The 22,386-nt window shown below is 71.8% G+C and carries 25 protein-coding genes and 1 pseudogene; 10 read left to right on the top strand and 16 right to left on the bottom strand.

Annotated features, from left to right (window positions below; all coding sequences use genetic code 11):
- Nucleotides 1-3 precede the first annotated feature (3 nt).
- Complete coding sequence (locus VFO26_RS09080) at nucleotides 4-606, bottom strand: TetR family transcriptional regulator (protein WP_325114637.1); 603 nt, start codon at nucleotides 604-606, stop codon at nucleotides 4-6.
- Nucleotides 607-664: 58 nt separating this feature from the next.
- On the opposite strand from VFO26_RS09080, the gene VFO26_RS09085 reads away from it, so the two are divergent.
- A complete protein-coding gene (locus VFO26_RS09085) occupies nucleotides 665-2,227 on the top strand; it encodes an MFS transporter (protein WP_325114638.1) in 1,563 nt (520 codons plus the stop codon).
- 49 nt (nucleotides 2,228-2,276) lie between these two features.
- Here the strand turns inward: VFO26_RS09085 and VFO26_RS09090 are convergent, their stop codons facing one another.
- From VFO26_RS09090 to VFO26_RS09100, 3 genes are all read right to left on the bottom strand, one after another.
- On the bottom strand, nucleotides 2,277-2,906 hold the full coding sequence (locus VFO26_RS09090; protein ID WP_325114639.1) for a hypothetical protein: 630 nt from the start codon (nucleotides 2,904-2,906) through the stop codon (nucleotides 2,277-2,279).
- 241 nt (nucleotides 2,907-3,147) lie between these two features.
- The gene (locus VFO26_RS09095) at nucleotides 3,148-4,287 is read right to left on the bottom strand and encodes a hypothetical protein (protein ID WP_325114640.1); all 1,140 of its coding nucleotides are present in this window, start codon (nucleotides 4,285-4,287) and stop codon (nucleotides 3,148-3,150) included.
- A gap of 147 nt (nucleotides 4,288-4,434) precedes the next feature.
- Complete coding sequence (locus VFO26_RS09100) at nucleotides 4,435-5,856, bottom strand: MFS transporter (RefSeq protein WP_325114641.1); 1,422 nt, start codon at nucleotides 5,854-5,856, stop codon at nucleotides 4,435-4,437.
- A 152-nt stretch (nucleotides 5,857-6,008) separates the two neighbouring features.
- On the opposite strand from VFO26_RS09100, the gene VFO26_RS09105 reads away from it, so the two are divergent.
- The gene (locus VFO26_RS09105; RefSeq protein ID WP_325114642.1) at nucleotides 6,009-6,665 is read left to right on the top strand and encodes a helix-turn-helix domain-containing protein; all 657 of its coding nucleotides are present in this window, start codon (nucleotides 6,009-6,011) and stop codon (nucleotides 6,663-6,665) included.
- A 20-nt stretch (nucleotides 6,666-6,685) separates the two neighbouring features.
- On the opposite strand, the gene VFO26_RS09110 is transcribed toward VFO26_RS09105, so the two are convergent.
- Both VFO26_RS09110 and VFO26_RS17985 read right to left on the bottom strand, forming a co-directional pair.
- A complete protein-coding gene (locus VFO26_RS09110; RefSeq protein ID WP_325114643.1) occupies nucleotides 6,686-7,126 on the bottom strand; it encodes a PIN domain-containing protein in 441 nt (146 codons plus the stop codon).
- The gene (locus VFO26_RS17985; RefSeq protein ID WP_414653074.1) at nucleotides 7,090-7,377 is read right to left on the bottom strand and encodes an AbrB/MazE/SpoVT family DNA-binding domain-containing protein; all 288 of its coding nucleotides are present in this window, start codon (nucleotides 7,375-7,377) and stop codon (nucleotides 7,090-7,092) included. The genes VFO26_RS09110 and VFO26_RS17985 overlap by 37 nt, the downstream gene beginning before the upstream one ends.
- 9 nt (nucleotides 7,378-7,386) lie before the next feature.
- On the opposite strand from VFO26_RS17985, the gene VFO26_RS09115 reads away from it, so the two are divergent.
- The 3 genes from VFO26_RS09115 (at nucleotide 7,387) to VFO26_RS09125 (ending at nucleotide 9,640) form a co-directional block, all read left to right on the top strand.
- Complete coding sequence (locus VFO26_RS09115) at nucleotides 7,387-7,869, top strand: RecX family transcriptional regulator (protein WP_325114644.1); 483 nt, start codon at nucleotides 7,387-7,389, stop codon at nucleotides 7,867-7,869.
- A 36-nt stretch (nucleotides 7,870-7,905) separates the two neighbouring features.
- Nucleotides 7,906-8,910 carry an ARPP-1 family domain-containing protein gene (locus VFO26_RS09120; RefSeq protein ID WP_325114645.1) on the top strand — a complete coding sequence of 335 codons (1,005 nt, stop codon included), beginning with the start codon at nucleotides 7,906-7,908 and terminating at the stop codon, nucleotides 8,908-8,910.
- Nucleotides 8,911-8,980: 70 nt separating this feature from the next.
- Nucleotides 8,981-9,640: a peptidase E gene (locus VFO26_RS09125; RefSeq protein WP_325114646.1), complete on the top strand. Its 660-nt coding sequence runs from the start codon at nucleotides 8,981-8,983 to the stop codon at nucleotides 9,638-9,640.
- A gap of 118 nt (nucleotides 9,641-9,758) precedes the next feature.
- Here VFO26_RS09125 and VFO26_RS09130 read toward each other — a convergent pair whose 3' ends face one another.
- The gene (locus VFO26_RS09130; RefSeq protein WP_325114647.1) at nucleotides 9,759-10,406 is read right to left on the bottom strand and encodes a YceH family protein; all 648 of its coding nucleotides are present in this window, start codon (nucleotides 10,404-10,406) and stop codon (nucleotides 9,759-9,761) included.
- A 136-nt stretch (nucleotides 10,407-10,542) separates the two neighbouring features.
- Between VFO26_RS09130 and VFO26_RS09135 the strand changes: the two genes are divergently transcribed.
- Together VFO26_RS09135 and VFO26_RS09140 are read left to right on the top strand one after the other, a co-directional pair.
- Complete coding sequence (locus VFO26_RS09135) at nucleotides 10,543-11,034, top strand: protein-tyrosine phosphatase family protein (RefSeq protein ID WP_325114648.1); 492 nt, start codon at nucleotides 10,543-10,545, stop codon at nucleotides 11,032-11,034.
- Complete coding sequence (locus VFO26_RS09140) at nucleotides 11,016-11,546, top strand: hypothetical protein (protein ID WP_325114649.1); 531 nt, start codon at nucleotides 11,016-11,018, stop codon at nucleotides 11,544-11,546. Before VFO26_RS09135 ends, VFO26_RS09140 begins: the two co-directional genes overlap by 19 nt.
- Before the next feature lie 388 nt (nucleotides 11,547-11,934).
- Here the strand turns inward: VFO26_RS09140 and VFO26_RS09145 are convergent, their stop codons facing one another.
- The 8 genes and pseudogenes from VFO26_RS09145 to VFO26_RS09180 form a co-directional block, all read right to left on the bottom strand.
- The gene (locus tag VFO26_RS09145; RefSeq protein ID WP_325114650.1) at nucleotides 11,935-12,468 is read right to left on the bottom strand and encodes a GNAT family N-acetyltransferase; all 534 of its coding nucleotides are present in this window, start codon (nucleotides 12,466-12,468) and stop codon (nucleotides 11,935-11,937) included.
- Entirely contained in the window at nucleotides 12,465-13,835 is a 1,371-nt protein-coding gene (locus VFO26_RS09150) for a gamma-glutamyltransferase (protein WP_325114651.1), read from the bottom strand. The genes VFO26_RS09145 and VFO26_RS09150 overlap by 4 nt, the downstream gene beginning before the upstream one ends.
- 161 nt (nucleotides 13,836-13,996) lie before the next feature.
- Nucleotides 13,997-15,046, bottom strand: a pseudogene (gene ftsZ, locus VFO26_RS17905) (cell division protein FtsZ); the annotation flags it as partial.
- A gap of 451 nt (nucleotides 15,047-15,497) precedes the next feature.
- On the bottom strand, nucleotides 15,498-16,529 hold the full coding sequence (locus VFO26_RS09160; protein ID WP_325114653.1) for an AAA family ATPase: 1,032 nt from the start codon (nucleotides 16,527-16,529) through the stop codon (nucleotides 15,498-15,500).
- A 47-nt stretch (nucleotides 16,530-16,576) separates the two neighbouring features.
- Nucleotides 16,577-17,530 (bottom strand): cupin domain-containing protein, encoded by a 954-nt coding sequence (locus VFO26_RS09165; RefSeq protein ID WP_325114654.1) that lies wholly within the window; start codon nucleotides 17,528-17,530, stop codon nucleotides 16,577-16,579.
- Entirely contained in the window at nucleotides 17,527-17,733 is a 207-nt protein-coding gene (locus VFO26_RS09170) for a hypothetical protein (RefSeq protein ID WP_325114655.1), read from the bottom strand. The genes VFO26_RS09165 and VFO26_RS09170 overlap by 4 nt, the downstream gene beginning before the upstream one ends.
- 260 nt (nucleotides 17,734-17,993) lie before the next feature.
- The gene (locus tag VFO26_RS09175) at nucleotides 17,994-19,220 is read right to left on the bottom strand and encodes a hypothetical protein (protein WP_325114656.1); all 1,227 of its coding nucleotides are present in this window, start codon (nucleotides 19,218-19,220) and stop codon (nucleotides 17,994-17,996) included.
- A gap of 58 nt (nucleotides 19,221-19,278) precedes the next feature.
- Nucleotides 19,279-20,022 (bottom strand): DNA-formamidopyrimidine glycosylase family protein, encoded by a 744-nt coding sequence (locus tag VFO26_RS09180; protein ID WP_325114657.1) that lies wholly within the window; start codon nucleotides 20,020-20,022, stop codon nucleotides 19,279-19,281.
- Nucleotides 20,023-20,125: 103 nt separating this feature from the next.
- Here VFO26_RS09180 and VFO26_RS09185 point away from each other — a divergent pair, with 103 nt between their 5' ends.
- Nucleotides 20,126-20,515: a helix-turn-helix domain-containing protein gene (locus VFO26_RS09185; RefSeq protein WP_325114658.1), complete on the top strand. Its 390-nt coding sequence runs from the start codon at nucleotides 20,126-20,128 to the stop codon at nucleotides 20,513-20,515.
- Between the two features lie 55 nt (nucleotides 20,516-20,570).
- Complete coding sequence (locus VFO26_RS09190; RefSeq protein ID WP_325114659.1) at nucleotides 20,571-20,864, top strand: hypothetical protein; 294 nt, start codon at nucleotides 20,571-20,573, stop codon at nucleotides 20,862-20,864.
- A gap of 24 nt (nucleotides 20,865-20,888) precedes the next feature.
- Here the strand turns inward: VFO26_RS09190 and VFO26_RS09195 are convergent, their stop codons facing one another.
- Complete coding sequence (locus VFO26_RS09195) at nucleotides 20,889-21,545, bottom strand: Crp/Fnr family transcriptional regulator (RefSeq protein WP_325114660.1); 657 nt, start codon at nucleotides 21,543-21,545, stop codon at nucleotides 20,889-20,891.
- A 133-nt stretch (nucleotides 21,546-21,678) separates the two neighbouring features.
- Here VFO26_RS09195 and VFO26_RS09200 point away from each other — a divergent pair, with 133 nt between their 5' ends.
- Nucleotides 21,679-22,335 (top strand): hypothetical protein, encoded by a 657-nt coding sequence (locus VFO26_RS09200; protein WP_325114661.1) that lies wholly within the window; start codon nucleotides 21,679-21,681, stop codon nucleotides 22,333-22,335.
- Nucleotides 22,336-22,386: the final 51 nt, after the last annotated feature.

A 22,386-nucleotide genomic window follows, 5' to 3' on the forward strand; every position in this document is an offset into this window, starting at 1 on the left:
CGCTCAGTCGGTCAGCGGGCCGACGAGAATCCGCTGGAACGTCGGGGCGAGGACGTCGACCACCGCCGCCGCGTCCATGGACGCGAGCGGCTCGACTCGGACGACGTACCGGACGAAGGCGAGCCCCACGACCTGGGTGCCCGCCAGCACCGCGCGGGCCTCCGGCCGGTCATCGGTGAGAGAGCTCGTGAGGAGACCGAGGTCGCGCGACACGAGCTCCCGCACGAGCGCCGCGGCCTCCGGGTGCGATGCGGCCGACCGCAGGCGCGCGAGGATCACCGGTCGCGTCGCGGGGTTCTCGAGCATCCCGACGACGGCCTGCGCGAAGCGCAGCCCGACCTCCTGGCGCGGGCCGTCGGCGAGGCCCGCCATCGCCGCACCCATCTCGGGCGGAAGTGCGGTGACCTCCCGGAAGAGGCCCTCCTTCGAGCCGAAGAAGTGAACGATGAGCGCGGGATCGACACCTGCCGCAGCGGCGATCGAGCGCATCGTCGCGCGGTCGTAGCCGACGTCCGCGAACGCGGCTCGGGCCGCAAAGGCGATCGCGTCCCGCGTCTGCGTCTCGCCTCTGCGCCGCCCGCTCCGTCCCGTGCTTGACATCGCCATCCCATAAGTCTACACTCGTTGAATTCAATGAGTGTTGAGTTCTAGGAGGAGGAGTGCCATGAGACCGAGGATCACGTTCCGAGACGAGAAGCGACAGCGGGCCGCGGTGCTCCGCGTGATGTGCCTCTCGCTGATGATGGTCGTGGCGGGGGTCGCGAGCCTCAACGTCGCACTGCCGGAGCTCGCCCGCGACACGGGGGCGACCCAGACCGAGCTGCAGTGGATCGTCGGGGCCTACGCGGTCGCGTTCGCGGCGCTGCTCCTCCCCGCCGGCGCGATCGGCGACCGCTTCGGGCGGAAGCCGATCCTCGTCGCAGGGCTTGCGCTCTTCGGGCTGGGGTCGTTCGCAGCGCTCTTCGTGCACTCACCGGGCGAGCTGATCGGGCTCCGCGTGATCCTCGGGGTCGCGGCGGCCCTCGTGATGCCGGTCACCCTGTCCGTGATCACGACGGTCTTCCCGCCGGAGGAACGAGGCAAGGCCGTCGGTACGTGGGCGGGTGTCGCCGCGGGTGGCGCGGTGCTGGGCCTGCTCGCATCGGGGCTGCTGCTCGAGTGGTTCTCGTGGCAGTCGATCTTCGCCCTCAACGTCGTCCTCGCGAGCCTCGCGCTGGTCGGCACGCTCGCCGTCGTCCCGCGGACTCGCGAGAAGACGCCGCCGCGGCTCGACCTCGTCGGGACACTCCTCTCGGTCGCGGGGCTTTCCGCGCTCGTCTTCGGGATCATCGAGGGGCCGGAGCGTGGATGGAGCGACCCCGTCCCCGTCGCGGCCCTCGCGACCGGCGTCGCGGGCATCGTCCTCTTCGTGCTGTGGGAGCTGCGGCGCCGCGACCCGATGCTCGACCCCCGCCACTTCCTCCGGCGCGGCTTCGGAGCCGGGTCGCTGTCGATCACAGTGCAGTTCTTCGCAGCGTTCGGGTTCCTCTTCCTCGCCCTCCCCTACCTCCAGCTCGTCCTCGGCTTCTCGCCGCTCCAGGCCTCGGCCGGGCTCATCCCGATGGCGCTCGTCGTGATGCCGCTGTCGCGGCTCGCGCCGGCGATCGCGGCGAGGGTGGGGACGCGGGTCACCGGCGCGATCGGCCTCGGGCTGATGGCGACCGGGTTCGTCGTCTTCGCAGCCCTCGAGCCAGGCTCGTCGTACCTGCACTTCCTCGCGGCGCTCGTGCCGTTCGGGGCGGGCATGGCGCTTTCGGGAGCCCCCGCGACGACGGCGATCGTGGCATCGCTCCCTCCGGAGAAGCAGGGAGTCGCGTCTGCGGTGAACGACGTCTCGCGTGAGCTCGGCGGCGCGCTCGGGATCGCCGTGCTCGGCAGCGTGCTGAACGACGCCTACCGCTCGGGGGTCGCCGAGCCGACCGCGAGCCTGCCTCCCGAGGCCGCCGAGCAGGCGACGTCGTCTCTGCCGGGCGCCATGCAGGTCGCCGAGACGCTGGGTGCGCAGGGAGCGGGGCTCGTCACAGCCGCCCAGGCGGCCTTCATGGACGGGCTGACACTGAGCATGGTCGTCGGAGCCATCGTCCTGGCCCTCGGAGCGGCGTTCGTGGCGCTCCGCGCGCCCGGCCGGGCGGAGTCGAGGGCGAACGCCGGGTCGACTGCCCATGACTCCGCGCTCGAGGCCGCCTGAGCCTCGGTCGAACACCGAGGGACGGCGCGCGCGGCCGGCGCGCCGTCCCTCAACCGCGCCAGCGTGACTCGAGCGTCGCGACGTCCAGCCGCTCGGCGGCGTCGAGGGCCTTGTAGGCGGCCTTGCGCGTGTCCTTGCCGATCGCGCCGCGGAGCACCCACTTCCGGACGAGCCGACCGAGCGGGAGGCCGCCCGAGAGCGAGGGCGTCTTGCGGGGAGAGAGATAGAGCTGGAGCGTCAGCTGCTTGACGAGCGCCGGATCAGCCGGGCGACCGGTCTCCTGCTCCAGGCGGTAGGCGATCAGGGAGCCGAGCACGCGCACTTCGTTGACACCGGCGCGCAGGGTCACGACGAGCGAGGCCGTGGTCGACGCGACGAGCACCCACGGGACGCGTGGCAGGAACCTCGATCCGCGTGCGAGCGTCCGCACGATCGGCGTCGCGACCACCGCGACGCGCTGGATCGTGTCGGTCATCCCCTCCGTGTCGTCGTCGGCCGCCATCAGGCGCTTCCCCTGCGCTGCCGAGGAGACCCGCTCCGGGCTCAGGAGGATCCGGTCGATGACCTGGTCGAAGAGCCCGCCAACCGCAGTGACGAGACGGGAGTCGCGGATCGGGTCGTGCTCGGGGAGACGGGTGGCGAGGGTGGCCTCGCGAGGTTCGGTCTGGTTTGTCGTCATGGCGCCGTCCTACCCGATTTCAGCCGTTTCGGCGCGTCGGCCGGGCGATGTGTGCCGGCGTGGCCGTGCGGTGGGTCCCATCCCTAGCCCCCACCCACCCACGGGGACACCGACAGTAGCGGCGAGCGTGTGACGTGTCCGTGCCGACTTCGTGCCAACTCCGCGATGGACGCAACGTAGCCACGGGCAGGTGAGCCGAGACGGAACCGGGATTGCAGCGGGACACACCGGCTCCCCGGAGTCAGGGCGCGATCCGCACCTCCAGCGAGCTGATGAACCAGCGGAAGTCCGACGCGGAGTGGATCGAGACGTCGTTCGCGTAGCTCAGGTCGAGCGACCGCGTGCCCGCGCAGACGATCACCGTCTGGCCGGCAGGCACGGGGCCGGCGCTGAAGAGCTGCGCGTAGTAGTGCTGGCCGCGCGTGAGGTTCTCCTGGTGGTACGTCGCGTCATCGTCGGTTCGGACGTCGAACGACGACATCGCCGCGTACGACGGCTCGCTGACGTTCGGATGCAGCACGTCGAGGACGAGGAAGTTGTTCTGGCCCGTGTTCGAGTCGGACCAGCCCCAGCAGTTGCCCGTCCTGAGCCTGTGCTCCGGCTGGACGCATTGCGCGTCGATCAGCACCTCGACGAGCCCCGGCCGCGGCGGGACGAAGCCAACCGCGACCACGCTGAAGCCGTCGCCCTGGGCGATGTCCCAGTCGCTCTCGTCGCCCTGCGTGTCCATGAAGACCATCAGGCCGACGTCGCCGAGTGAGGGGTTCAACGTGAGGGCCCAATCCGTCGCGAAGTTGTTCAGCGCGAGCGGCTCGAAGCCGAAGTTGAACCCGAAGAACGGCGGCCGGTGCACCTCCCACCCGCCCGGGTCCGGGTCGTACACCCCCCATGGAAGCGGGTGGACGTGGAGCGGGGAGAGCTTTTGCCAAGCGTCGAGGTTGCTCTCGAGGTGATAGCCCTGCGTGACGTGTTTCGCGGGGTCGGCGAGGACCTCCGCGGCGCCGGCGTGGAAGTCGGCCGCGATGGCGGCCAGCTTGCCCCTGTCGGCCTTCGTGCGACGCAGGAACGTGCCCGCCTTTCGCCTGCGGTCGCTGTTCGCGCGGTCGAAGGAGACCTCGAGGCCCCCGGGCGGCTGAAGCACGTCGCGGAGCGCCAGGCGCTCGCGGTGCATCAGGTCACGCAGGGCGGCGTAGTCCGTCTTGCCGAGCAATCGCCGTAACCTCCCGTCGGCCTTGTCTGCGAGCTCGGCCGCCTTGCGCATGCGTGCGTCGCTCGCCGAGCGCGAGCGCTTCAGGCGCGCGGCAGTTGCTGCTGCGGCCGCCTGCTGGGCACGCGCCGGGAAGCGGCGCAGATTGCCGGCGGCGGTGTGGCGATCGGGCATGTCATCCCCTTGCCTTTGACGGCGACCCCGCGCCCGACAGTAGACCGGGGAACGGGGCGATGCAATGCCCCGAACGACGAGGGGCGCGGCCTGCGCCGCGCCCCTCGATCTCACCCCGCAGGCTCCCGGCCGGGGCCTGCGATCTGCCTAGGCCGCCTCGGGGAGCGGCTCGGCCTCCGTCTCGAAGGACGGTGCGGCCGCCAGCTCCTCGTTGCGGATGAGCACGAGTGAGGCGAGCACGCCCGCCGCGGCGATCCCGGCGCCGACCCAGAACGCCGCCTGGAAGCCGGACGTGAGCGCCTGCGGAACGGCGTCGCCCGCGCCCGCCGCGTCGTTCGTCTGCGCGATCGCAACCGACGAGAGCACGGCGATCCCGAGCGCGCCGCCGATCTGCTGCGACGTGTTGATCAGCCCGGAGGCCAGCCCCGCATCGTTCGCCGGCACGCCCGCGAGCGCCGCGATCGAGATGGAGACGAACGAGAACGCCATCCCAATCGCGATCACGAGGAAGCCCGGCAGCAGATCGCCCAGGTAGGAGCCCTCGACCGAGACCTGCGTGAAGTACAGGAGGCCGACGGTGAGGAGGCTCATCCCGGTCACGAGCACCGGCTTGACGCCGACCCGCGTGACGAGCTGCTGGGCGACCATCGCCCAGACGATCGACGTCCCGGCGACCGCGATGTACGCGATCCCGGTCTTCATCGCCGAGTACCCGAGCACCTGCTGCATGTACAGCGTCAGCATCAGGAACATCGAGAAGAGCGCCGTGCCGAGGATGAACCCTGCGATGTTCGCACCCGTGACCGTCTTGATCCGGAAGATCGAGAACGACATCAGCGGGTCCTTGGCGCGGGTCTCCCACCCTACGAAGGCGACCAGCAGCGCCACGGCGGCGGCGAAGATGCCGATCGTCTTGCCCGACGACCAGCCGTAGTCGTTCGCCTGGGTGATGCCGAACACGGCCGTAGAGAGCCCGCCCGTGACGAGCACTGCTCCCAGGACGTCGAAGCTCGTGGCGCGGGTGTCACGGCTCTCGGCGAGGAGCACCGGGGTCAGCGCCATCGCGGCCAGCCCGACCGGGATGTTGAGGTAGAAGATCCACTCCCAGCTGAGCGCGTCCGTGAAGATGCCGCCCAACAGCACGCCCGCGGCCGCGCCGAACCCGCCGACCGCTCCCCAGACCCCGAGCGCGATGTTGCGCTCCTTGCCCTCGGAGAAGGTCGTCATCAGAATCGACAGAGCTGCCGGGGCGATGATCGCCGCGCCGAGGCCCTGGAGCGCCCGTGCGCCGATCAACGACGGCTCGTTCCACGCGAGCGCCGCGACGAGCGAGGCCGCGGTGAACACGACGAGGCCGGCGAGGAACATGTTCCGCCGGCCGAGGAGATCCGCAGCGCGCCCACCCAGGAGCAGGAAGCCGCCGAAGACGAGCGCGTACGCGCTGATCACCCACTGCAGGTTCTGCTGCGAGAACCCGAGGTCGACCTGGATCGACGGGAGGGCGACGTTCACGATCGCGATGTCGAGCACGAGCATGAACTGGACGACGCTGAGAAGTGCCAGCGCCAACCACCTGTGATTCGAGGAAGCAACCATGAAGTCGACACCTTTCGGTTCGTTTGCCACTCGAACCTAACGGCTCTGCTTGCTAATAGAAAGTACGGTCTTCCGTACCAAGAGTGCGGACAACCGAACCTTCAGCCAGGGCATACAATGAGGGCGTGAAGACGTACGGTCAGTACTGCCCCGTGGCCCACGCGCTCGATCAGGTCGGCGATCGGTGGGAGCTTCTGATCGTGCGAGAGCTGATGCTGGGGCAGCGGCGCTACACGGATCTCGCCGAGGCGCTCCCGGGAATCGGATCGAACATCCTCGCGTCGCGGCTGCGCGACCTCGAGACCGCCGGCGTCGTGCGCAAGAAGAAGCTGCCACCGCCGTGGGCCGTGAGCGTCTACGAGCTCACCGAGGACGGGCGTGCGCTCGAGCCGGTGCTGCGCGCGCTGGCCCAGTGGGGAGCCCGCACGCTGGGAGTGCCCGACCCCGGCGACTGCTGGAGCATGTACGCCGTCCACGTGCGGTTCCGGCCCGGGCACGCCGTCGACGGCGTCTACGAGATCCGCTTCCTCGAGGGCGAGACGATCTCGCTCCAGGTCACCGACGGTGAGCTCGTTGCGATGAAGCTCCCCGCCGAGGAGCCGTCGCTCGTCGTGGAGGCGCCGCCCGAGGAGTTGCACGCGTTGATCCAGGGCTCGGTGAGCCAGCAGGCCGCCGTCGCCGAGGGACGCGTGCGGATCCTGGTCGGCACGGAGCAGGAATTGGCGAACCTGGTCGCGATGTTCGCTCCCGCCGACGCCGGCGCCGAGGTCGCGGCGGCGTAGCCCGCGTTGTCGGTCGCGACCTATGGGCGCGGGCGGCGGCCCCGCGAGTCCGGAAGTGCCACCACCCCCACACCTTCGGAAAGCGCAACTCGGGCAAGCGCGGGGTCGGACGTGGCTACTCGACCGCCGGGCGTAGCGGTCGCGATCGCAATGCAATCGGCGAGGGACACGTCCAGCCGTCCACGGCGATAGGCCTCGCCCCGAATCGCACCCGCGCTCAACGCGATCTCGCGAGTGACCTCCACCGCTGCCGAGACGTCTTCGAGGAACCCGGACACGATGGTCTTCGCGTCCTCGGAAGCGATGCCGCGCACGCGTACGAGGGCGTCCACGACCTCGGCGGCGTTCGCCACCGACATCCTCGTCCTCTCGCGCAGCACGGCGGCCACCTCGGCTCCCGACGGCTCGCCGGCGAGAAAGGCGACTACCGGCTGCGCGTCGAGGACGAGGGCGCTCTCCACTTCCGTTCCTGGGCGCGACGCTCGGACTCGTCCAGCATCCGCATCGCCTCATCGGACGGGATCTCCGTTCCCCTCCCTCTCAGAACGCCGTGGTATGCCTCGATCGGATCGTCTGCCGTGGGCCTCAACACGATGCGGTTGCCCTCGTCCTCGATCGCGACTGTCGACGCCCCCCACCGTGCGCGGATCTCCGCAGGTATCGAGACCTGCCCCGCCCTCGTGATGCGGTGTCGCCACACCCTGCGTGCCATGATCACAGTATGAACTCCGAGTCACAAGGTGTCCAGAACAGACATACTATGGCCGCGGCGCGCTCATTCGTCGTGAACTCGCTGGCCGCCAGGGCGCAGTCGGTCGCGGAGATCGAGGCGAAGCTCGCCGCACGCGAGGTCCCGCCCGACGTTGCGGCCGCGGTGATCGCGGATGCCCTCGAGCTCGGGTATCTCGACGACGAGGAGCTCGCGGGCCAGCTGGCTCGCGGGTTCCGCACCCGCGGCTACGGTCGGCGCCGCGCCGCGCAGGCCCTCCGCCGGCGCGGCCTCTCGGTCGTCTCCGAGACGGCGCTCGACGCGGCCTTCGGCGCGCAGGACGAAGCGGAGCTCGCCGCGGCGGCTCTCGGGTCACGGCCGACGGGCGACCCGAAGGCGCGGCGCAACGCGGTCGCGTTCCTGGTGCGCCGCGGATTCACGCCGGCCGCCGCGTGGCAGGTCGTCGCGGCGCGAGGTCGCGGGGAGACCCCGTGATCGACGTAAGGGCAGCGTCCCGAGGCGGTGACTCCTGTGCGACGAAAGGAGTCGCGCATCACCGAACAGACGCTCTTTGCACGCGGCCGTCCCGAGACGGGTTTTCCGTTCCAGGTCGGCGAGCCCACGGAGCATCGCGGCATCGTCGTCGCTCCGCTCTTCCCGCTGCGCGATCCCGTCGCGAGGTACATGACGCTCGACGAGGCAATCGGGCACGGGCTCGAGATCGCCGAGACGGGCCCGGACGGAACGGTGCCGGAGCTCATCGTCACGAACCCGCTCGACGACGCAGTGCTGCTCTACGACGGCGAGGAGCTCGTCGGGGCGAAGCAGAACCGGATTCTCGACCTCAGCGTGCTCGTCGCCGCCGGCTCGACGCTCACCATTCCGGTCTCGTGCGTCGAGCAGGGTCGCTGGCGGTCGGTCTCGCGGACCTTCTCGGCAGCCCCGCACGTCTCGAGCACCGAGCTCCGTCGGGCGAAGGCGGCCGCCCTCGCCTCGCGGGTTCCCGCTCGCGGCGCCGCGCAGGGTGAGGTGTGGCGATCCGTGCGGACGAAGCTCGACGCCCTCGGAGTCGCATCCGACACCGACGCAAGCCGAGATGCGTTCGTCGCCCACGAGCGCCCGATCGCCGCGCTCGAGAGCGCGTTCGCAGCAGAGCCCGGCCAGTGCGGCGCCGTGCTCGGGATCGGGGACGAGCTGTGCCTGGACGTCGTCTCACGGCCCCAGGCGTTCGCGGTCCTGTGGCCCAAGCTCCGTGCCGGGTACCTGCTCGACGCCCTCTGCCACCTGGACAGGCAAGCGACGCGCCCCGAGCGCGTCCGGGCGTTCGTCGACGAGGTCGCCGGGGCCGCGGCCGCACCGAGCCGCGGGCCGGCCACGGGCCTCGGCACCGATCTGCGGCTCCGCGGGCGGGCACTCGGCTCGGGGCTCGAGCTCCACGACGAGCTGATCCAGCTGTCGGCGTTCACCGGCGACCAGGACCGTTCGGCCGGGACGGTCGCCGGGCCGATCGCGCGGCGCTCGCGCCGCGCGGGCTGAGGGCCGGGGGGAGGGCGACCGGCCGGCAGGGCTGTGGTGCCCGCCGGCCGGTCGCTGCGATACTCGGCCGGTGGCGGGACGCATCCTCGCGATGGGCGGCTTCTCGCTCGGAACGGACTTCGACGATCTCATCCTCGAGCTCGCCGGTGGCCCGCGCATCCTGTTCGTACCCACTGCGGCAGGTTCGCGGGACAACGTGCTGCTGCCCTTCTACACCTCGTTCGCTCGGCGCGCCGAGGCCCGTCACGTGGACTTCTTCCCGTGGCCGCCCGCGGAGCTGCGCCAGGTCGTCCTCGCGCAGGACGCCGTGTACGTGTCGGGAGGCAACACCGCGAACGCGCTCGCGATCTGGCGCACTCACGGGTTCGACGCGATTCTCCGCGAGGCGTGGGAGCGCGACATCCTGCTGTGCGGCTGGAGCGCGGGGATGATCTGCTGGTTCGAGGCCGGGGTGACGGACTCGTTCGGGCCGGAGCTCGCCGGAATGCGCGACGGGCTCGGGTTCCTGCCCGGCAGCGCGTGCCCGCACTACGACGGTGAGGAGCGCCGGCGGCCGGTGTACGAGGGCCTCGTCCGCGAGGGCTTCCCTCCGGGCATCGCCTGCGACGACGCAGCGGCCGTGCTCTACGAGGGCACGGAGCTCGCGGAGGTGATCGCGCGCGAGGCGGGCGCTCGGGCCTACCGCCTCGGGCCCGAGGGCGAGGAGACGCTCCTGCCGGGTCGGCTCTGAGCGCTTCGCGGCCTTCTGGTCGACGCGACTACCCGCGCGTCGGGGTTTCCGTTCACACTTGGCCGCCCGCGCGAAGCTGACCCTGGCAGACGGCGGCGGCGTTCGTCCCGCGGGTGCTCTAGTCCGGCTGCTCGACCGTTGCAGAGGCGGCCAGCGCCGCACGCAGCCGGGCGACCTCGGCCTCGAGAGCGGCGACGCGCGCCTCCAGGTCGGGTGCGGGCAGGGGGGCCGGTGACCCCATCGACGTCGTGTCCGGCCCGGCTGCTGCGCCGGGGGTACCGTCGTCTGCGGCGAGGAGGTGGCGGTATCGCTCCTCCTTCTGTCCCGGCCGTCGTGGGAGTCGCTCGGCGAGCTCCCGCGCCCCGAGTCGTTCGAGTGTCTCGTGGATCTCGTCGAGACCGACGAAGGGGTGCAGTCGGGCAGTTCGCTGCTTCAGCTCGCCGGGGGTCTGGGTTCCGCGGAGCATCAGGACGCAGAGCACGGCGACCTCGTCATCTGTCAGGCCGAGGGCTTCGTCGAAGAGCTGCCTGTACTTCGCGGCGCGGCTCCCCGCCCCACTCGCGAGTCGAGTCCATCCGCGGCGGGCAAGGCGTTGGAGCGCTTCGTGGATCTCCTGTTCGTCGTAGCTGACAACGGGGTCGCGGTTCGTCGTCTGATTGCAGGCGAGGCGAAGGGCGTTCAGGGAGAGCGGGTACTGATCGGGAGTCGTGCGCTGCTTCTCGAGCAGGCACCCGAGCACGCGGAGCTCCACGGGGTCGGCGTCCACGGACGAAGCGTACGACGTGAGGTGACGAGCTGGCTACGCGAAGCGGCGCGGCTGGAGAAGATCGCCGTCACACGTGCCAGCGGGCCCGGCGCACATCGGCGTCGACCGGGCAGCGCCTACCATGCCTGGAGCCTCGATGCTCCCCATCCGGGACAGTTACCGCGTCGCCGCCGGGTTCCTGGCCGGCGAGTACCCCGGCTCGGCCGACCCGGACCAGGCTGCGCGCCGGCTTCGTGCGTTCGCCGACCACGGTGTGACGTTGTTCGTCGACCTGACGCACCCGGGAGACCCGCTCGAGCCCTACGACGGGCTGTTGGGGGACGGCGCACGACGCACCTCGCATCCGATCGTGGACATGGGGACGACCACCGTGCCGCACATGATGCGGATCCTCGACGAGGTCGATTCGGCGATCGAGGACGGCGGCACGGTCTACGTCCATTGCTGGGGCGGCATCGGCCGCACCGGCACCGTCGTCGGCTGCTGGTTGATGCGGCATGGCCTTGACACGGGTGATCCGATCCGACGGATCGCGGAGCTGCGCCGCGATGTCACGGACGCCTTCGTGGCGTCGCCACAGACAGCTGCGCAGCGTGCGATGGTGAGCGGGTGGAAGCAGGGACGCTGAACGCCCTCGTGGAGGCGGTCCTGCAGCGCGCGTGGCGGCGCGACTCGGAGTGGCACGGCGAGAGCCACTGGCGCTGCGTGACCGCGACCGGGCTCGAGCTCGCCTCGACCACCGGGGACGTGGACCGGGCACTCGTCTTCTGCTTCGGGCTCATGCACGACACTCGGCGGGCGAACGAGGCGATCGATCCCGGGCACGGCGCCCGGGCGGCGGACTTCGCGGCCGAGCTGCGCGCAGAAGGTGCGCTGGCGCTGGACGAGCCGAGATTCACGTCGCTGGTGGAGGCGCTCCGCCTGCACTCCGACGGGCAGGTGTCGGACGACCCGACGATCGGCACCTGCTGGGACGCCGACCGGTTGCACCTTCCCCGCGTGTGGATCGACCCGGATCCCGCGTTCTTCTCGACCGCGGCTGCGCACGGCCCGGCGCGGCTGTCGGCCGCGCAGGCGCTCCGCGACGCGGGGCCCCCGGACTGGCGGACGCTCGTGGCGTCGGTGGGCCTGGTCGGGTAGCGCCGTCCTTGGTCTGGTGATCCCTCCGCCCAGCGGCCGCCGACGCGTCGACCCGCGGGCGACGGGCGGCGTCGGATCGCGCACGACGTGCTCACGCCGTCTCACTTTCGGCACGAAGTCGGCACAGACACGTGACGCCTCTCCCGGCAGGCTGTCTCCATGGACGAACGCGGGTCGCGTGGTGACGAGGTACCGGTCACGGATCGATGGCCCCTCGACGACGCCGCGCCCGGGCCACCTCCGAGCTGGATAGCGCTTCCGGTCGGGCGGACGGAGACGGGACCGTCGATCGCCGAGCTGGTCGCCGCTGTCAGGTCGGCGGGAGGGATGGTCGGGGGTGAGGCGCTCTTCGACCCCCGCTACGAGCCCGAGATGCGCCGCTTCCTGATCAGGGCTCTCGAGATGGAAGGGCTCCCGGTTCCGAGGGGAGGTGGTACGCCATGAGGAGCGCGTCGACCGGCACGCCGTCGCGGAGGTAGTGGCCGCGGCGGAGCCCCTCGCGCTCGAACCCGAACCCCTCATACAGCTGGATCGCGGGCTCGTTCCACGGGAAGACGTGCAACTCCAGCTTGCTGACCCCGGACCTCCGCGCCCAGGCGACCGCGGCCTCCAGCATGCTGCGCCCGATCCCCCGCCGTCGATGGCTGGCAGCGACCATCAGGCCGAGGTCCGCGACGTGAGAGCTCGCAGGATGCGGATCGCGGGCAAGCGACAGGCGACCCACGATGCGGTCGTCGTCGACCGCCACCAGCACCGCCGCGTCCGCATGACGCCGGACGGCCTTGAGGTAGCGTCGCTCGTCCGCGACCGGCCGCCACGCCTCGGTCGTCAGCAGCCAGTCTCCCTCCTCTCGGCCGACGGCGGCCGCGAGCGCGACGAGCTCGGAGGCGTCGTTCGGATCGGCCGGCCTCACGACGATCATCGGGCGACGGCCCCGTGGCCCCCGCGCCGCGGATCCCCGGCCGCGCCGAGCGCGCCGTCCGGGCGACGTTCGACGGCCGACACGCCGCCGAAGAAGAGGTTCCGATCCGACCAGCTGCGGACGTCGTAGCCTTCCTCGGCGAGCGCGGTGGCGACGTCGTCGGCCCAGCCGCCCTCGACATGGGCGACCTGCCCGTCGATGTGCAGGCGGGGACGTGCGATCGCCTCGGCGACCGGGATGCCCTGGGCGACGACCGCCTCGACGACCTGGAGGATCGCGCCCGCCAGGCGAACCGAGCCCGCGCTGCCGGCGACGAGCCGCGGGTCGCCCAACTCGTCGAGGACGAGGGTCGGGGTCATCATGCTCGGGAGCCGTGTCCCCGGCTCGCGTGTCTCGAGCCCGATCACGTCGCGCTCGCCCAGCATGTTGTTGAGCTGGAAGCCCTGGCGGAAGGCGCCGGAGCCCGAGCCGAGCGTGGACGAGAGGCCGACGGCCGCGCCGTCCGAATCCACCACGGAAACGTGTGTCGTCCCGGTCGGCCTGGATCCGGCTCCGGCCCCACCGCTGCCGTACGCGGCCGAGAGCGCTGCTGCCAGGGCACGCGCCTCGTCCGTGGACCCCGGTGCTCCGCGATCCCGAGCATCGAGGGTCGCGAGCCCGATCTGAACGATCGCGCCCCCGAGCGACGGTGCGGGTGTGGTCAGGACTGTCGCCCCCGCAAACGGTTCCTCCAGAGGTCGGTGCTCCTGCACCCGGTAACGCTCGAGGTCCTCAGCGAGCTCCGGGAGCAACAGCGCGACGGCGTCTGCGCCGGCGTCGCGCAAGAGCCGAAGCGCCGGCACCAGGTCGGTCGCGTCGATCACCCCCGGAGTGCCGTAGACCCGCTTCCCCCCGGGCTCCCGTTGCAGGATCGCGGCGAGGATCTCGTGCAGGAACGTCTGCGCCTCGGTGGCGGGGAACGGGCGGGCGGCGAGCTCGAGGGCGGGGACGAACAGCCGTGCCCAGGGCAGCCGTCCGCGCCGCTCGTGTGCCTCCTGGAGCCCGGGCAGCAGACCGGGCACCGCGACGGACTCCTCGCCGACATGGAACGTCTGGGTCGAAGCGTCCGCGAAGTCGATCTCGATCTCGTCCATCTCCCCGCGCGCGACGGTGGGCACCTCGAAGAAGCAGTCGAGCACCGTCGGCTCCTCCCCCGGCTCGCGGAGGAGGACGAAGCCTCCACCCGCGGGGCCCGTGAGGGGGCCCTCGGTGACGAACGCGGCGAAGGTCGTCGCCAGCGCGGCGTCGACGCACGTGCCGCCCTCCTTCAGCGCCCACGCGCCTGCGTCGGCCGAGTCCCGGTTCCCTGCAGCGACCGCTCCACCCATGCGGAGAGCGTAGAGCGAGGGGCACCCGCAGGCCGGGGCCTCCGTCGCCCGGGGGAGGCGCAGCCCCGCAGGCGGAGACGCCGTCGCATGGCCACGCTCGGGTGGGCGCTGCCGGGCTCAGCCCGCGCTGCTCAGCGCAGGAAGCTCGGAAGCTCGCGCTCGGGCGCGGCCGTCGTGCGCCGCGCGGGCCCGGTCGCGAACGATGCCGCCGCCGGCGTGTACGAGGCCCGGCGTCCGGAGCCGAGGCCGGTGGCCACGACCGTCACCCACACCTGCCCGGTCAGGCGCTCGTCCACTGTGGCGCCGAAGATGATGTTCGTGTCGTCCGTCGCGGCCTGGCGGACGACCTCCGCCGCCTCGTTCACCTCGAGGAGCGTCAGGTCGTCGCCGCCTGCGATCGAGAGCAGGATCCCGCGCGCGCCGACGATCTCGGTGTCGATCAGCGGTGAGCGCAGGGCTCGTTCGGCGGCCTCGCGGGCGCGGTTCTCGTGCGCCTCGGAGTAGCCGATGCCCATGAGCGCCGATCCGGCGTCTGTCATCACCGTCCTCACGTCGGCGAAGTCGAGGTTGATGAGCCCCGGCATCGTGATCAGGTCGCAGATCCCCTGGACGCCCTGGCGGAGAACGTCGTCGGCGATGCGGAACGCGTCGATCATCGACGTCGAGCGGTCGAGCACCTCGAGCAGGCGGTCGTTCGGGATCACGATCACCGTGTCGCAGGCAGCGCGCAGCGCTTCGACGCCGCCCTCCGCGGTCGTCCGTCGCCGCGTTCCCTCGAACTTGAACGGCGTCGTCACGATTCCGACCGTGAGAGCTCCGAGCTCGCGCGCGATCCTGGCGACGACCGGAGCGGCGCCCGTGCCGGTCCCACCGCCCTCGCCCGCCGTGACGAACACCATGTCGCTGCCTCTGAGCGCCGTGCGGACGTGGTCATAGCCGTCCTCGGCCGCTCGCCTGCCTGTCTCGGGATCGGAGCCCGAGCCGAGGCCCTGGGTGATGGACTCGCCGATGTGGATCTTGACGGGCGCGTCCGAGAGCTCGAGCTGCTGCGCGTCCGTGTTGACGGCGACGAAGTCCACCTGGGCGATCCCGGCGTCCATCATCCGGTTCACCGCGTTGATCCCCGCGCCCCCGACCCCGACGACGCGAATCACCGCCAGGTACGAGGCAACGTCGCCGGCGACGTGGAGTCGCGGCGCGCTCTCGGGCATCGGCGTGACGAAGCTCGCGGGTGGCCGGTACGGCTCGGCCGGCTCTTCGCGCAACGCCTCCGCGCGCGGCTCGCGGACGAGCTCGACGACCGGCGTCACCTCTGCAACCGGACGGGCAGGCGGCTCCACGACGGACGGCTCCCGCGCAGGCGGCGCTTCTGGCGCAGGGGCGACGGGCGGTTCGGGCGCACGGGCGGCCGACGCCTCGCTGCGCTCGGAGCGACCGACCTCGAAGTCGTAGACGTGCTCGACGGTGGCGTCCAGCTCCACCGGCGTCGGCCGGGGCGCCTCGGCAGGCGGCTCCTGCGGCTCGAGCGGGAGCTGCGCCTCGAGCTGCTCCACCGGCTCGGCGGCCGTCGGCTCGGGCGGCGCTGCAGGCTCGCCGGCCGATTGCTCTCCCTTGGCCCGCTGTGCCGCTTCCGTCGCGCGGAAGAGCTCCGCGAGCGGGCCCTCACGCATGCTTGCGCGCTTGCGCGCCATCCTGGGCCTCCTTCGCGGCGAGGATCTCGCGCGCCAGCTCGCGGTAGCCCTCCGCCGCGGCGCCCGTCGGGTCGTACTTGAGCACGGAGCTGCCCTTCACGGGCGCCTCCGCGTAACGAACGGTCTTGCGAATGCGGGTGCGGAAGACGAGATCGCCGAAGTTCTCCTCCAGGATCTCGATCGCCTCGCGTGAGTGCAGCGTTCGCCCGTCGAACATGGTCGGCACGATCCCCTCCACTCCCACGTCTGGATTGAGGTTCTCGCGGACCATCGCGAGCGTGTTCTCGAGCTGCACGAGACCCCGCAGCGAGAGGTACTCGCACTGCACGGGAACGATCACGCCGGTCGCGGCGACGAACGCGTTGATGGTCAGCAGCCCGAGCGAGGGCGGCGTGTCGATGAGCACGAAATCGTAGGCGTTGCGAACCTCGACGAGCGCCTTCTCCAGCGACCGCTCGCGGCCGATCAGCGAGCTCAGCGCCAGCTCCGCGCCGGCGAGGTCGATCGACGCCACCGCGAGGTCGACCTCGCGGTGCTCGATCACCTCGGAGATCGGCACCTTGTGAACGAGCACGTCGAACATCGACCGCTCGATCACGTCGGGGTTGAGCCCCTGGCTCATGGTCAGGTTGCCCTGCGGGTCGAGGTCGACCAGCAGCACACGATGACCCATCTCCCCGAAGGCGACGCCGAGGTTGAGCGTGGTGGTCGTCTTCGCGACGCCGCCCTTCTGGTTCGCGAACGCGATCACGCGCGTGGCCGTGCGCTCACCGGTTGCGGGGACCTCGACCGGTTCGACGGCAGGCTCGCTGGGAACGGGCACGCGAGTGACGATCGGCGCCGCGGGCTCGCGTGCGGCTTCGCTCAACGCGACCGGCTCCGGTGAGTCGAGCGGTGTCGGATCGAGCTCCGGCTCGAGGGCCGGTGCGGGATCGGGCTCCGGCTCGACGGCAGGGGCCGGGCGTGAGCCCCCGGTGCGTGGCAGCAGGCGAATGAGTCCCATGACCACGCCTCGTTCACCACGGTCCACCCGACTCCTTCACCCGTCGTTCAATCCTCCCCATCCCAGTAGTCGAGCACATCGAGACGACCGATCAACCCCAGGCCGCGGAAGTTCACCTTGCCCGAACGAGGGTAGTACGTGACGTCGCCGGTCTCGCGTGTGCCGTAGGCGAGGACGGACAGGCCGCCGTCGCCGGCCCTGAAGGTGTGTGGCCGCCCGTTGCCGGCCGGGCGCGCGACGACGTTTCCTGCCCGAAGAGCATGCTCCTCGAGCTCGCCGCCCTGCCGAAGATGAGGCCACAGCTCGAGTGTCCCCTCGCCGTCCAGGACGACGAAGATCTCCTCCTCGGCGCTGTGGCAGTGCGGCGGGTTCAGCAGCTTCCCGGGCTCGACCTCGAACAGCCGCAGGCCGGTCCGCTCCGACCTTGCGGCCCGCCCGAGGTCACGCACCGTCCGCGCGACCGTCGCGCCCTCGCGGGTCTCGGGCTCCACGTCGGCTGCATTCACGATCCGCGCCGGCCGATCGGACAGCTCGCCCACGTTCGGTGGGCCGACGGCAGCTTCGCGCTTCCACGGATGATCGTCCGGCGCACCCTCGAGCACCCAGGTGGGACCGAGCCAGGACACCCCGGCCCGCGGCAGGAGCGTGTTCGCCGCGTAGTGGCGCTGCCCGAACGCGAGCACCTGGAGGCCGTCCGGCCCCGCCTGGAGCGTGTGTGCGTGCTCGAGCGCGAGATGCACGAGGCAGTCACCGACGCCGACGGCGTACGCGTCCTCGCTCGAACCGTCCCACTGCACCGAGACGCCCCGGCCGTCGAGGACGTAGAAGATCTCCTCTTCGGAGCCTTCGAGATGGAGCGGCGTCGACCACTTGCCCGGGTCGATCCGAATCCGCTTGACGCCGACTCCCTCCGACGCCTGACCGGTGAGGGACTGCCAGTGACCGGAGATGTGGCCCGACTGGCGGTGGACGGCGTCGACGTCGTCCCAGTGTGAGATCACGCGCCGATCATGTCACGCGCCAACGCCTCCCGCAGTCGCGCGACCGCGGCGTCGCCGGCATCACCTCCTTCCACCCTCACCCACGCTTCTGCCTCGCGGAGAAGGGCACGGAGCTCCCCGAGCAACTCGACCGGGCCCGCGTTCGCCCGTCGCAAGGACTCGATCCGCTCGAACCGTTCGAGGATGCTCCGTACCTCCTCCATGCAGCGACCGTAGCCCGTCACCTGTGACGGAGGTGTGCCGAATTCGTGCCGAGTTCGTGACCGCGTGACCGTCCACGGGTCGACGTCCTCGGTGATGCGGAGGACTGCCCGGCCACGAGCTTCGCGATGTCGCCCGATGAGCCTAGCCGGAAGCTCCGGCAGCGTTCACGGGCGACCGGGCGTCCTGATTGCGTGCCGCATGCGGGCCCCTTCGAGCGCAGGTCGCGCCCCGGCCCGGGACGACCGAGACCCTCGGGGTGCTACGAGGCCGCGCGCAGCCGATCGGGCACCGCGAGCCCGAGGAGGGCGCGATCGAGCCGCGCGACGAGCGCTGGTCGGTCGCCGTCCCGGAGTACCTCGACGAGCGACCGCCGCACGGCGTCCGCCGCGGGGGTGGTCGCCTCCTCGTCGCCGCACGCGAGCAGCGCCAGGTCACGGTGGAGCACCTCGCGCCGCTCGGGGTCGTGCTCGAGCAGCACGGCGGCCCGCAGCGGCCACGTCGTCCCGAGGAGCGCCGCGAACGCGCCTCGGAGCTGCTCCGAGCGGAACGGCTCGTGCTGGAAGAGCGAGAGCTCCCACCGGTCGAGGGCCTCGGCGAGGTGGGTGTCCGCGTCGGCGAGACCGAGCCGCACCAGGAGCTCCGCCGCCAGCGGGGCGCGGAACTCGTCGAGCCGCGTCGGCTCGCCCGGTGGGGGCGTCGCGGCGATCGGCAGGACCGGGCGGATTCCGTAAGGCCGCCCGTCGAGCGTCTCGAACAGCACCGGCCCGGCCGCGAGCGGCGCGGCGGTCGCGAGCCTGATCGCAGACACGGAGTCGGCGATCTCCGAGGGAGCGTCGGGTACGTCCTCGCCGGAGCCGAGCGCGACGCGCAGCTCGATCACGCAGTACCGGTCGGGCTCGCGCCCGAACCCCTGCGGGAGCAGCCCCTTCGCCTCGGGCCAGTGGCGGGCGAGCTCGCCGTCCGCCGCCGCGCGGACGCGCATCGAGGCGCCGAGCTCGCGCTGGACGCCCGTCGAGATGCCCACGAGCGGGGCGACGGCTGTGTACGTCCGTCGCTCGCCGAACAGCGAGCGCTCGAGCTCGGCGTACGCGCGGTCGAAGGACTCGTCGTCCCAGTCGAAGCCGCCGCATGCCTCGGCGACACGAATGAGGAGGTCGACGAGGACGGTCCGGAAGAGTGCGTCGTCCTCCGAGGGGTCACGTCCGGCGTGCGCCCGGGCGTAGATGCCCGCCGCCGGCTCGCGGCCCAGCTCCTCGAGGGCGATCAGCGCGTCCTCGCGACCCCGCAGCCGCGCTGCGCGCCCCTCCACGAAGTCCCGCACCAGCGGCCGGTACTCGTAGAGCGCCGGTCGGTCCTCGGCCTCGTGCTCCTCGAAGGCGAACGGGAGCGACTCGCCGGCCTCCTCGAGCTCACGGGTGAGGTACGCGAACGCGCCGAGCGTGAAGGCCCGGAGGGCGTGGTGGAGCTGCGGCGAGCGGGGTGCCACGATGACAGGTACCCGACGGGCGGCCCGATCCCTGCCGCGCGGCGTCCCGGCCGGGCGGTCACGGTGCGCGCTGACAGGTTGCGCACCAGTACGCCGTCCGGTTCAGCTCACCGAGCCCGCGGGACAGGATCGGCGTCCCGCATCGCGGACAGGGCCTACCCGCTCTGCGATAGACGGCGCGCGGCGGCCGCGCCCCGGCCACCGCGCCGCGCATCGACCGGCGGCCCCAGCCCAGCACGTCCCCGAGCTCGTCGTCGGTCACCTGGCCCACCGGAAGGAAGGGCGAGAGGCGTCCCTGCCAGAGGAGCTCCGCGAGCCACATGTTCCCGATGCCGGCGACGAGGCGCTGATCGAGGAGCACGTCGCCGAGGAGCCTGGCGGGATCCGCACGACGGACACGTGCGACGACCTCGCCGACGGTGGTCGCATCCGCGAGCAGGTCGGGGCCGAGCCGGCCTGCGCGCCCGTCGTCGAGCTTCAGCACCGGGCCGTTCCACTGCGTCGCCTCCCACCGCGGCGTCGCCAGGACGAGCCACGGCCGTCCGCGCCATGCGGGCCCGCCGCTCTCCCGGACGCGCCAGCGCCCGCTCATGCGCAGGTGGCTCCGGACGGTGACGCCTCCCTCGAAGCGGAGCAGGAGATGCTTGCCGACGGCCTCGACCGACTCGAGCACGCGGCCGTCCACCGCTTTCGCCACGTTCGTCGCGAGCCCGCGTGGATTCGGCGACGATGCCTCGACACGCTCGCCGACGAGCGGCCGTAACCGGGCCGCGGCGCGATGGAGCGAGTCACCCTCGGGCATCCGGTTAGTAGACCACCGCCTCCGCCTCCTCGACGATCGACGGGCCGGCCACGACCGTGACCCGGTCGAGCACCCCGACGCGAGCAGTCGCTGGCGGGCAGCCGTGGCCTGGTCGAGGGAGGTGAACTCGACGGAGACGAACACCTCGCTGGGGTCGTCGACGGCCCGGTACAGCCGGTGGCTGGTCGCGTCCCGTCTGGCCTGCGGCACATCCGCGGTGAAGCGCGGCTTCCAAGCGGCCGCCACGCGCCGTGAGATCCTCGCCGCGGCGCAGGGCCTGTTCGCGCACCGCGGCTATGCAGGGACGACGATGGACGCGATCGCCGCCGAGGTGGGCGTCGCGCTCAAGACCGTCTACCTCGCCTTCGAGACCAAGAGCGGGTTGCTGCGCGCCCTCTGGGACACACGCCTACGAGGCGACGAGCACGACCCCCCCGTCGCAGAGCAGACCTGGTACCGCGAAGTGCTCGACGAGCCCGATCCCGTGAGGTAGCTCCACCTCAACGCCCGCAACGCGCGGGCCTTCAGGTCGCGCGTCGGCGCCGTCCTTGGACGTCGTTCGCGGCGGCGCCTCCGTCGACCCCGAGATCGCCGCTCTCTGGGAGCGGATCCAGGGCGAGCTCCACTCCAACCAGCGGGCGATCGTGCAGAGCATCCACCGGAAGAAGGCACTCATGCCCGGGCTGGGCGTCGATCGCGCCACCGACATCCTCTGGACGCTCAACCGCCCGGCGGTCTGGCACCTCCTCACTCACGACCGGGGCTGGACGCCGAAGCGATACGAGCGGTGGCTGGCCGAGGCATCCTGCTCCGAGTTGCTGCGCACCGCTCCAGGGCGCTGAGGTTGATGCCGCGCGGGCCGCGTCTCAGCCGCGCACGCGGGCCAGCCGGGCGAGCCCTTCCGGGTCGAGCAGGACGGTTTTCCCCCGGCTGACCTGGACGAGGCCGCGCCCCTCGGCCTCTCGCAGCACGCGATTGACGGTCGCCCGCGAGGCCCCCGCGAGCGCGGCGAGCTCCTCCTGGATGAGAGGGATGACGATCGGCGGCGAGCCGCCGTAGACCCGGGCGAGCTCGAGCACGCGGCGCGCGACCCGCGTCTCGGCGTCGACGGTGTATGCCTCGACAAGGCGCTCCGAGAGGAGCGCGACGTGCTCGGCGAGCATGCGCACCAGCGCCTCGTCCACCGAAGCCTGCTCCCGCGCGAGCCGGCGCAACTCCGACCCGCGGAGCACGAGCGTCTCCCCCGGCTCCAACGCGGTCACGGTGGCGCTTCGCTCCGTCCCCGTCACGAGCGCGAGCTCGCCGAAGGTCTCCCCCGGGCCGCGGATCGCGAGCGCCACGACGTCGCCGTGCGGTGTCGTGATGCGGATGTCGAAGCGGCCCTTCGCGATGAGGTGGACAGCGTCCGCAGGGTCGTGGTGGTGGAACACGACCTCGCCGCGCCGGTAGGTGGCCCGGCGCGCCAGCGCGAGGACCGCTCGCACGTCCTCGCCGGGGACGCCCGCCAAGAGCCGCCATTCCATCTGTCGCAAGCGTTACACACGCTGTGTCGCAGCGGAGGACGACGTGCCGCCGGCGCCCTCCTAGCCTCCCGCCCATGGTCGAACGGTCGGAAGGGAGTCGGAGATGAACGACGCAACAACTACGAGGATGCTCTTGACGACCGCCGTACTCGCGGCGGTCGCAGCCCTGATCGCAGGCCCGGCGCACGCCGTGAATCTCGACGTCGAGGGCGGAGGGAGCGCGGCTGCGGTGCCCGCACCGATCGGGCCGGGCACGATCCCGTATCTGAGCCACGGGATCGGCGTCGACGAGAGCCGGTTCAGCGGTGAGGCGACCCTCGGCCTCACGGGCGACTCGGCACTGACGAGGCAGGGCGAGCTCAGCAGCCGGCAGTCACCCCAGCTGACGGGCGTGCACGCGGCGCTCCAGCGTGACGGGGCCGCTCAGGCCGGCGCGGCGTCGGCCGTCGAGCCCGGCACGGCCGCCCCCGGCGAGCCCGGCACGATCCCGTACCTGAGCCACGGGATCGGCGTCGACGAGAGCCTGTTCAGCGGCGAGTCGTCGTCCAGGGCCACCGGCACATGGGCCGGACGCGTCGCACACACGATGCCCGAGGGCCTGACGGGTGACTCGGCACTGACGCGCACCGATCTCTCGTCGCCGAGCTCGACGACCCAGGCGAGCTCGTCCGGCGACGACACCGATTGGACGTGGATCAGCCTCGGCGCAGGCATGGCGGCTCTCCTCGCGGCGGCGGGGGCAGCGCTCTACTTCTCGGCACGCCACCGCGGCCGAATCGCTCTCCCGTAGCGACCGTCCGACACGGGGCAGAGACGGGGCGGTCGGGGGGACCGCCCCGTT

Origin of the sequence: Gaiella sp., assembly GCF_035710885.1 — a bacterium.
In the GTDB taxonomy this organism is placed as follows: Bacteria; Actinomycetota; Thermoleophilia; order Gaiellales; family Gaiellaceae; genus Gaiella.

Excerpts from the sequence above, each read along its gene's own strand:
- VFO26_RS09160 (WP_325114653.1), bottom strand. The coding sequence starts at position 16,529 with ATGGGACTCATTCGCCTGCTGCCACGCACCGGGGGCTCACGCCCGGCC.
- VFO26_RS09090 (WP_325114639.1), bottom strand. The coding sequence starts at position 2,906 with ATGACGACAAACCAGACCGAACCTCGCGAGGCCACCCTCGCCACCCGT.
- VFO26_RS09080 (WP_325114637.1), bottom strand. The coding sequence starts at position 606 with ATGGCGATGTCAAGCACGGGACGGAGCGGGCGGCGCAGAGGCGAGACG.
- VFO26_RS09085 (WP_325114638.1), top strand. The coding sequence starts at position 665 with ATGAGACCGAGGATCACGTTCCGAGACGAGAAGCGACAGCGGGCCGCG.
- VFO26_RS09115 (WP_325114644.1), top strand. The coding sequence starts at position 7,387 with ATGAACTCCGAGTCACAAGGTGTCCAGAACAGACATACTATGGCCGCG.
- VFO26_RS09150 (WP_325114651.1), bottom strand. The coding sequence starts at position 13,835 with ATGGGTGGAGCGGTCGCTGCAGGGAACCGGGACTCGGCCGACGCAGGC.
- VFO26_RS09170 (WP_325114655.1), bottom strand. The coding sequence starts at position 17,733 with ATGGAGGAGGTACGGAGCATCCTCGAACGGTTCGAGCGGATCGAGTCC.
- VFO26_RS09145 (WP_325114650.1), bottom strand. The coding sequence starts at position 12,468 with ATGATCGTCGTGAGGCCGGCCGATCCGAACGACGCCTCCGAGCTCGTC.
- VFO26_RS09195 (WP_325114660.1), bottom strand. The coding sequence starts at position 21,545 with ATGGAATGGCGGCTCTTGGCGGGCGTCCCCGGCGAGGACGTGCGAGCG.
- VFO26_RS09180 (WP_325114657.1), bottom strand. The coding sequence starts at position 20,022 with ATGCCCGAGGGTGACTCGCTCCATCGCGCCGCGGCCCGGTTACGGCCG.
- VFO26_RS09095 (WP_325114640.1), bottom strand. The coding sequence starts at position 4,287 with ATGCCCGATCGCCACACCGCCGCCGGCAATCTGCGCCGCTTCCCGGCG.
- VFO26_RS17985 (WP_414653074.1), bottom strand. The coding sequence starts at position 7,377 with ATGGCACGCAGGGTGTGGCGACACCGCATCACGAGGGCGGGGCAGGTC.
- VFO26_RS09135 (WP_325114648.1), top strand. The coding sequence starts at position 10,543 with ATGCTCCCCATCCGGGACAGTTACCGCGTCGCCGCCGGGTTCCTGGCC.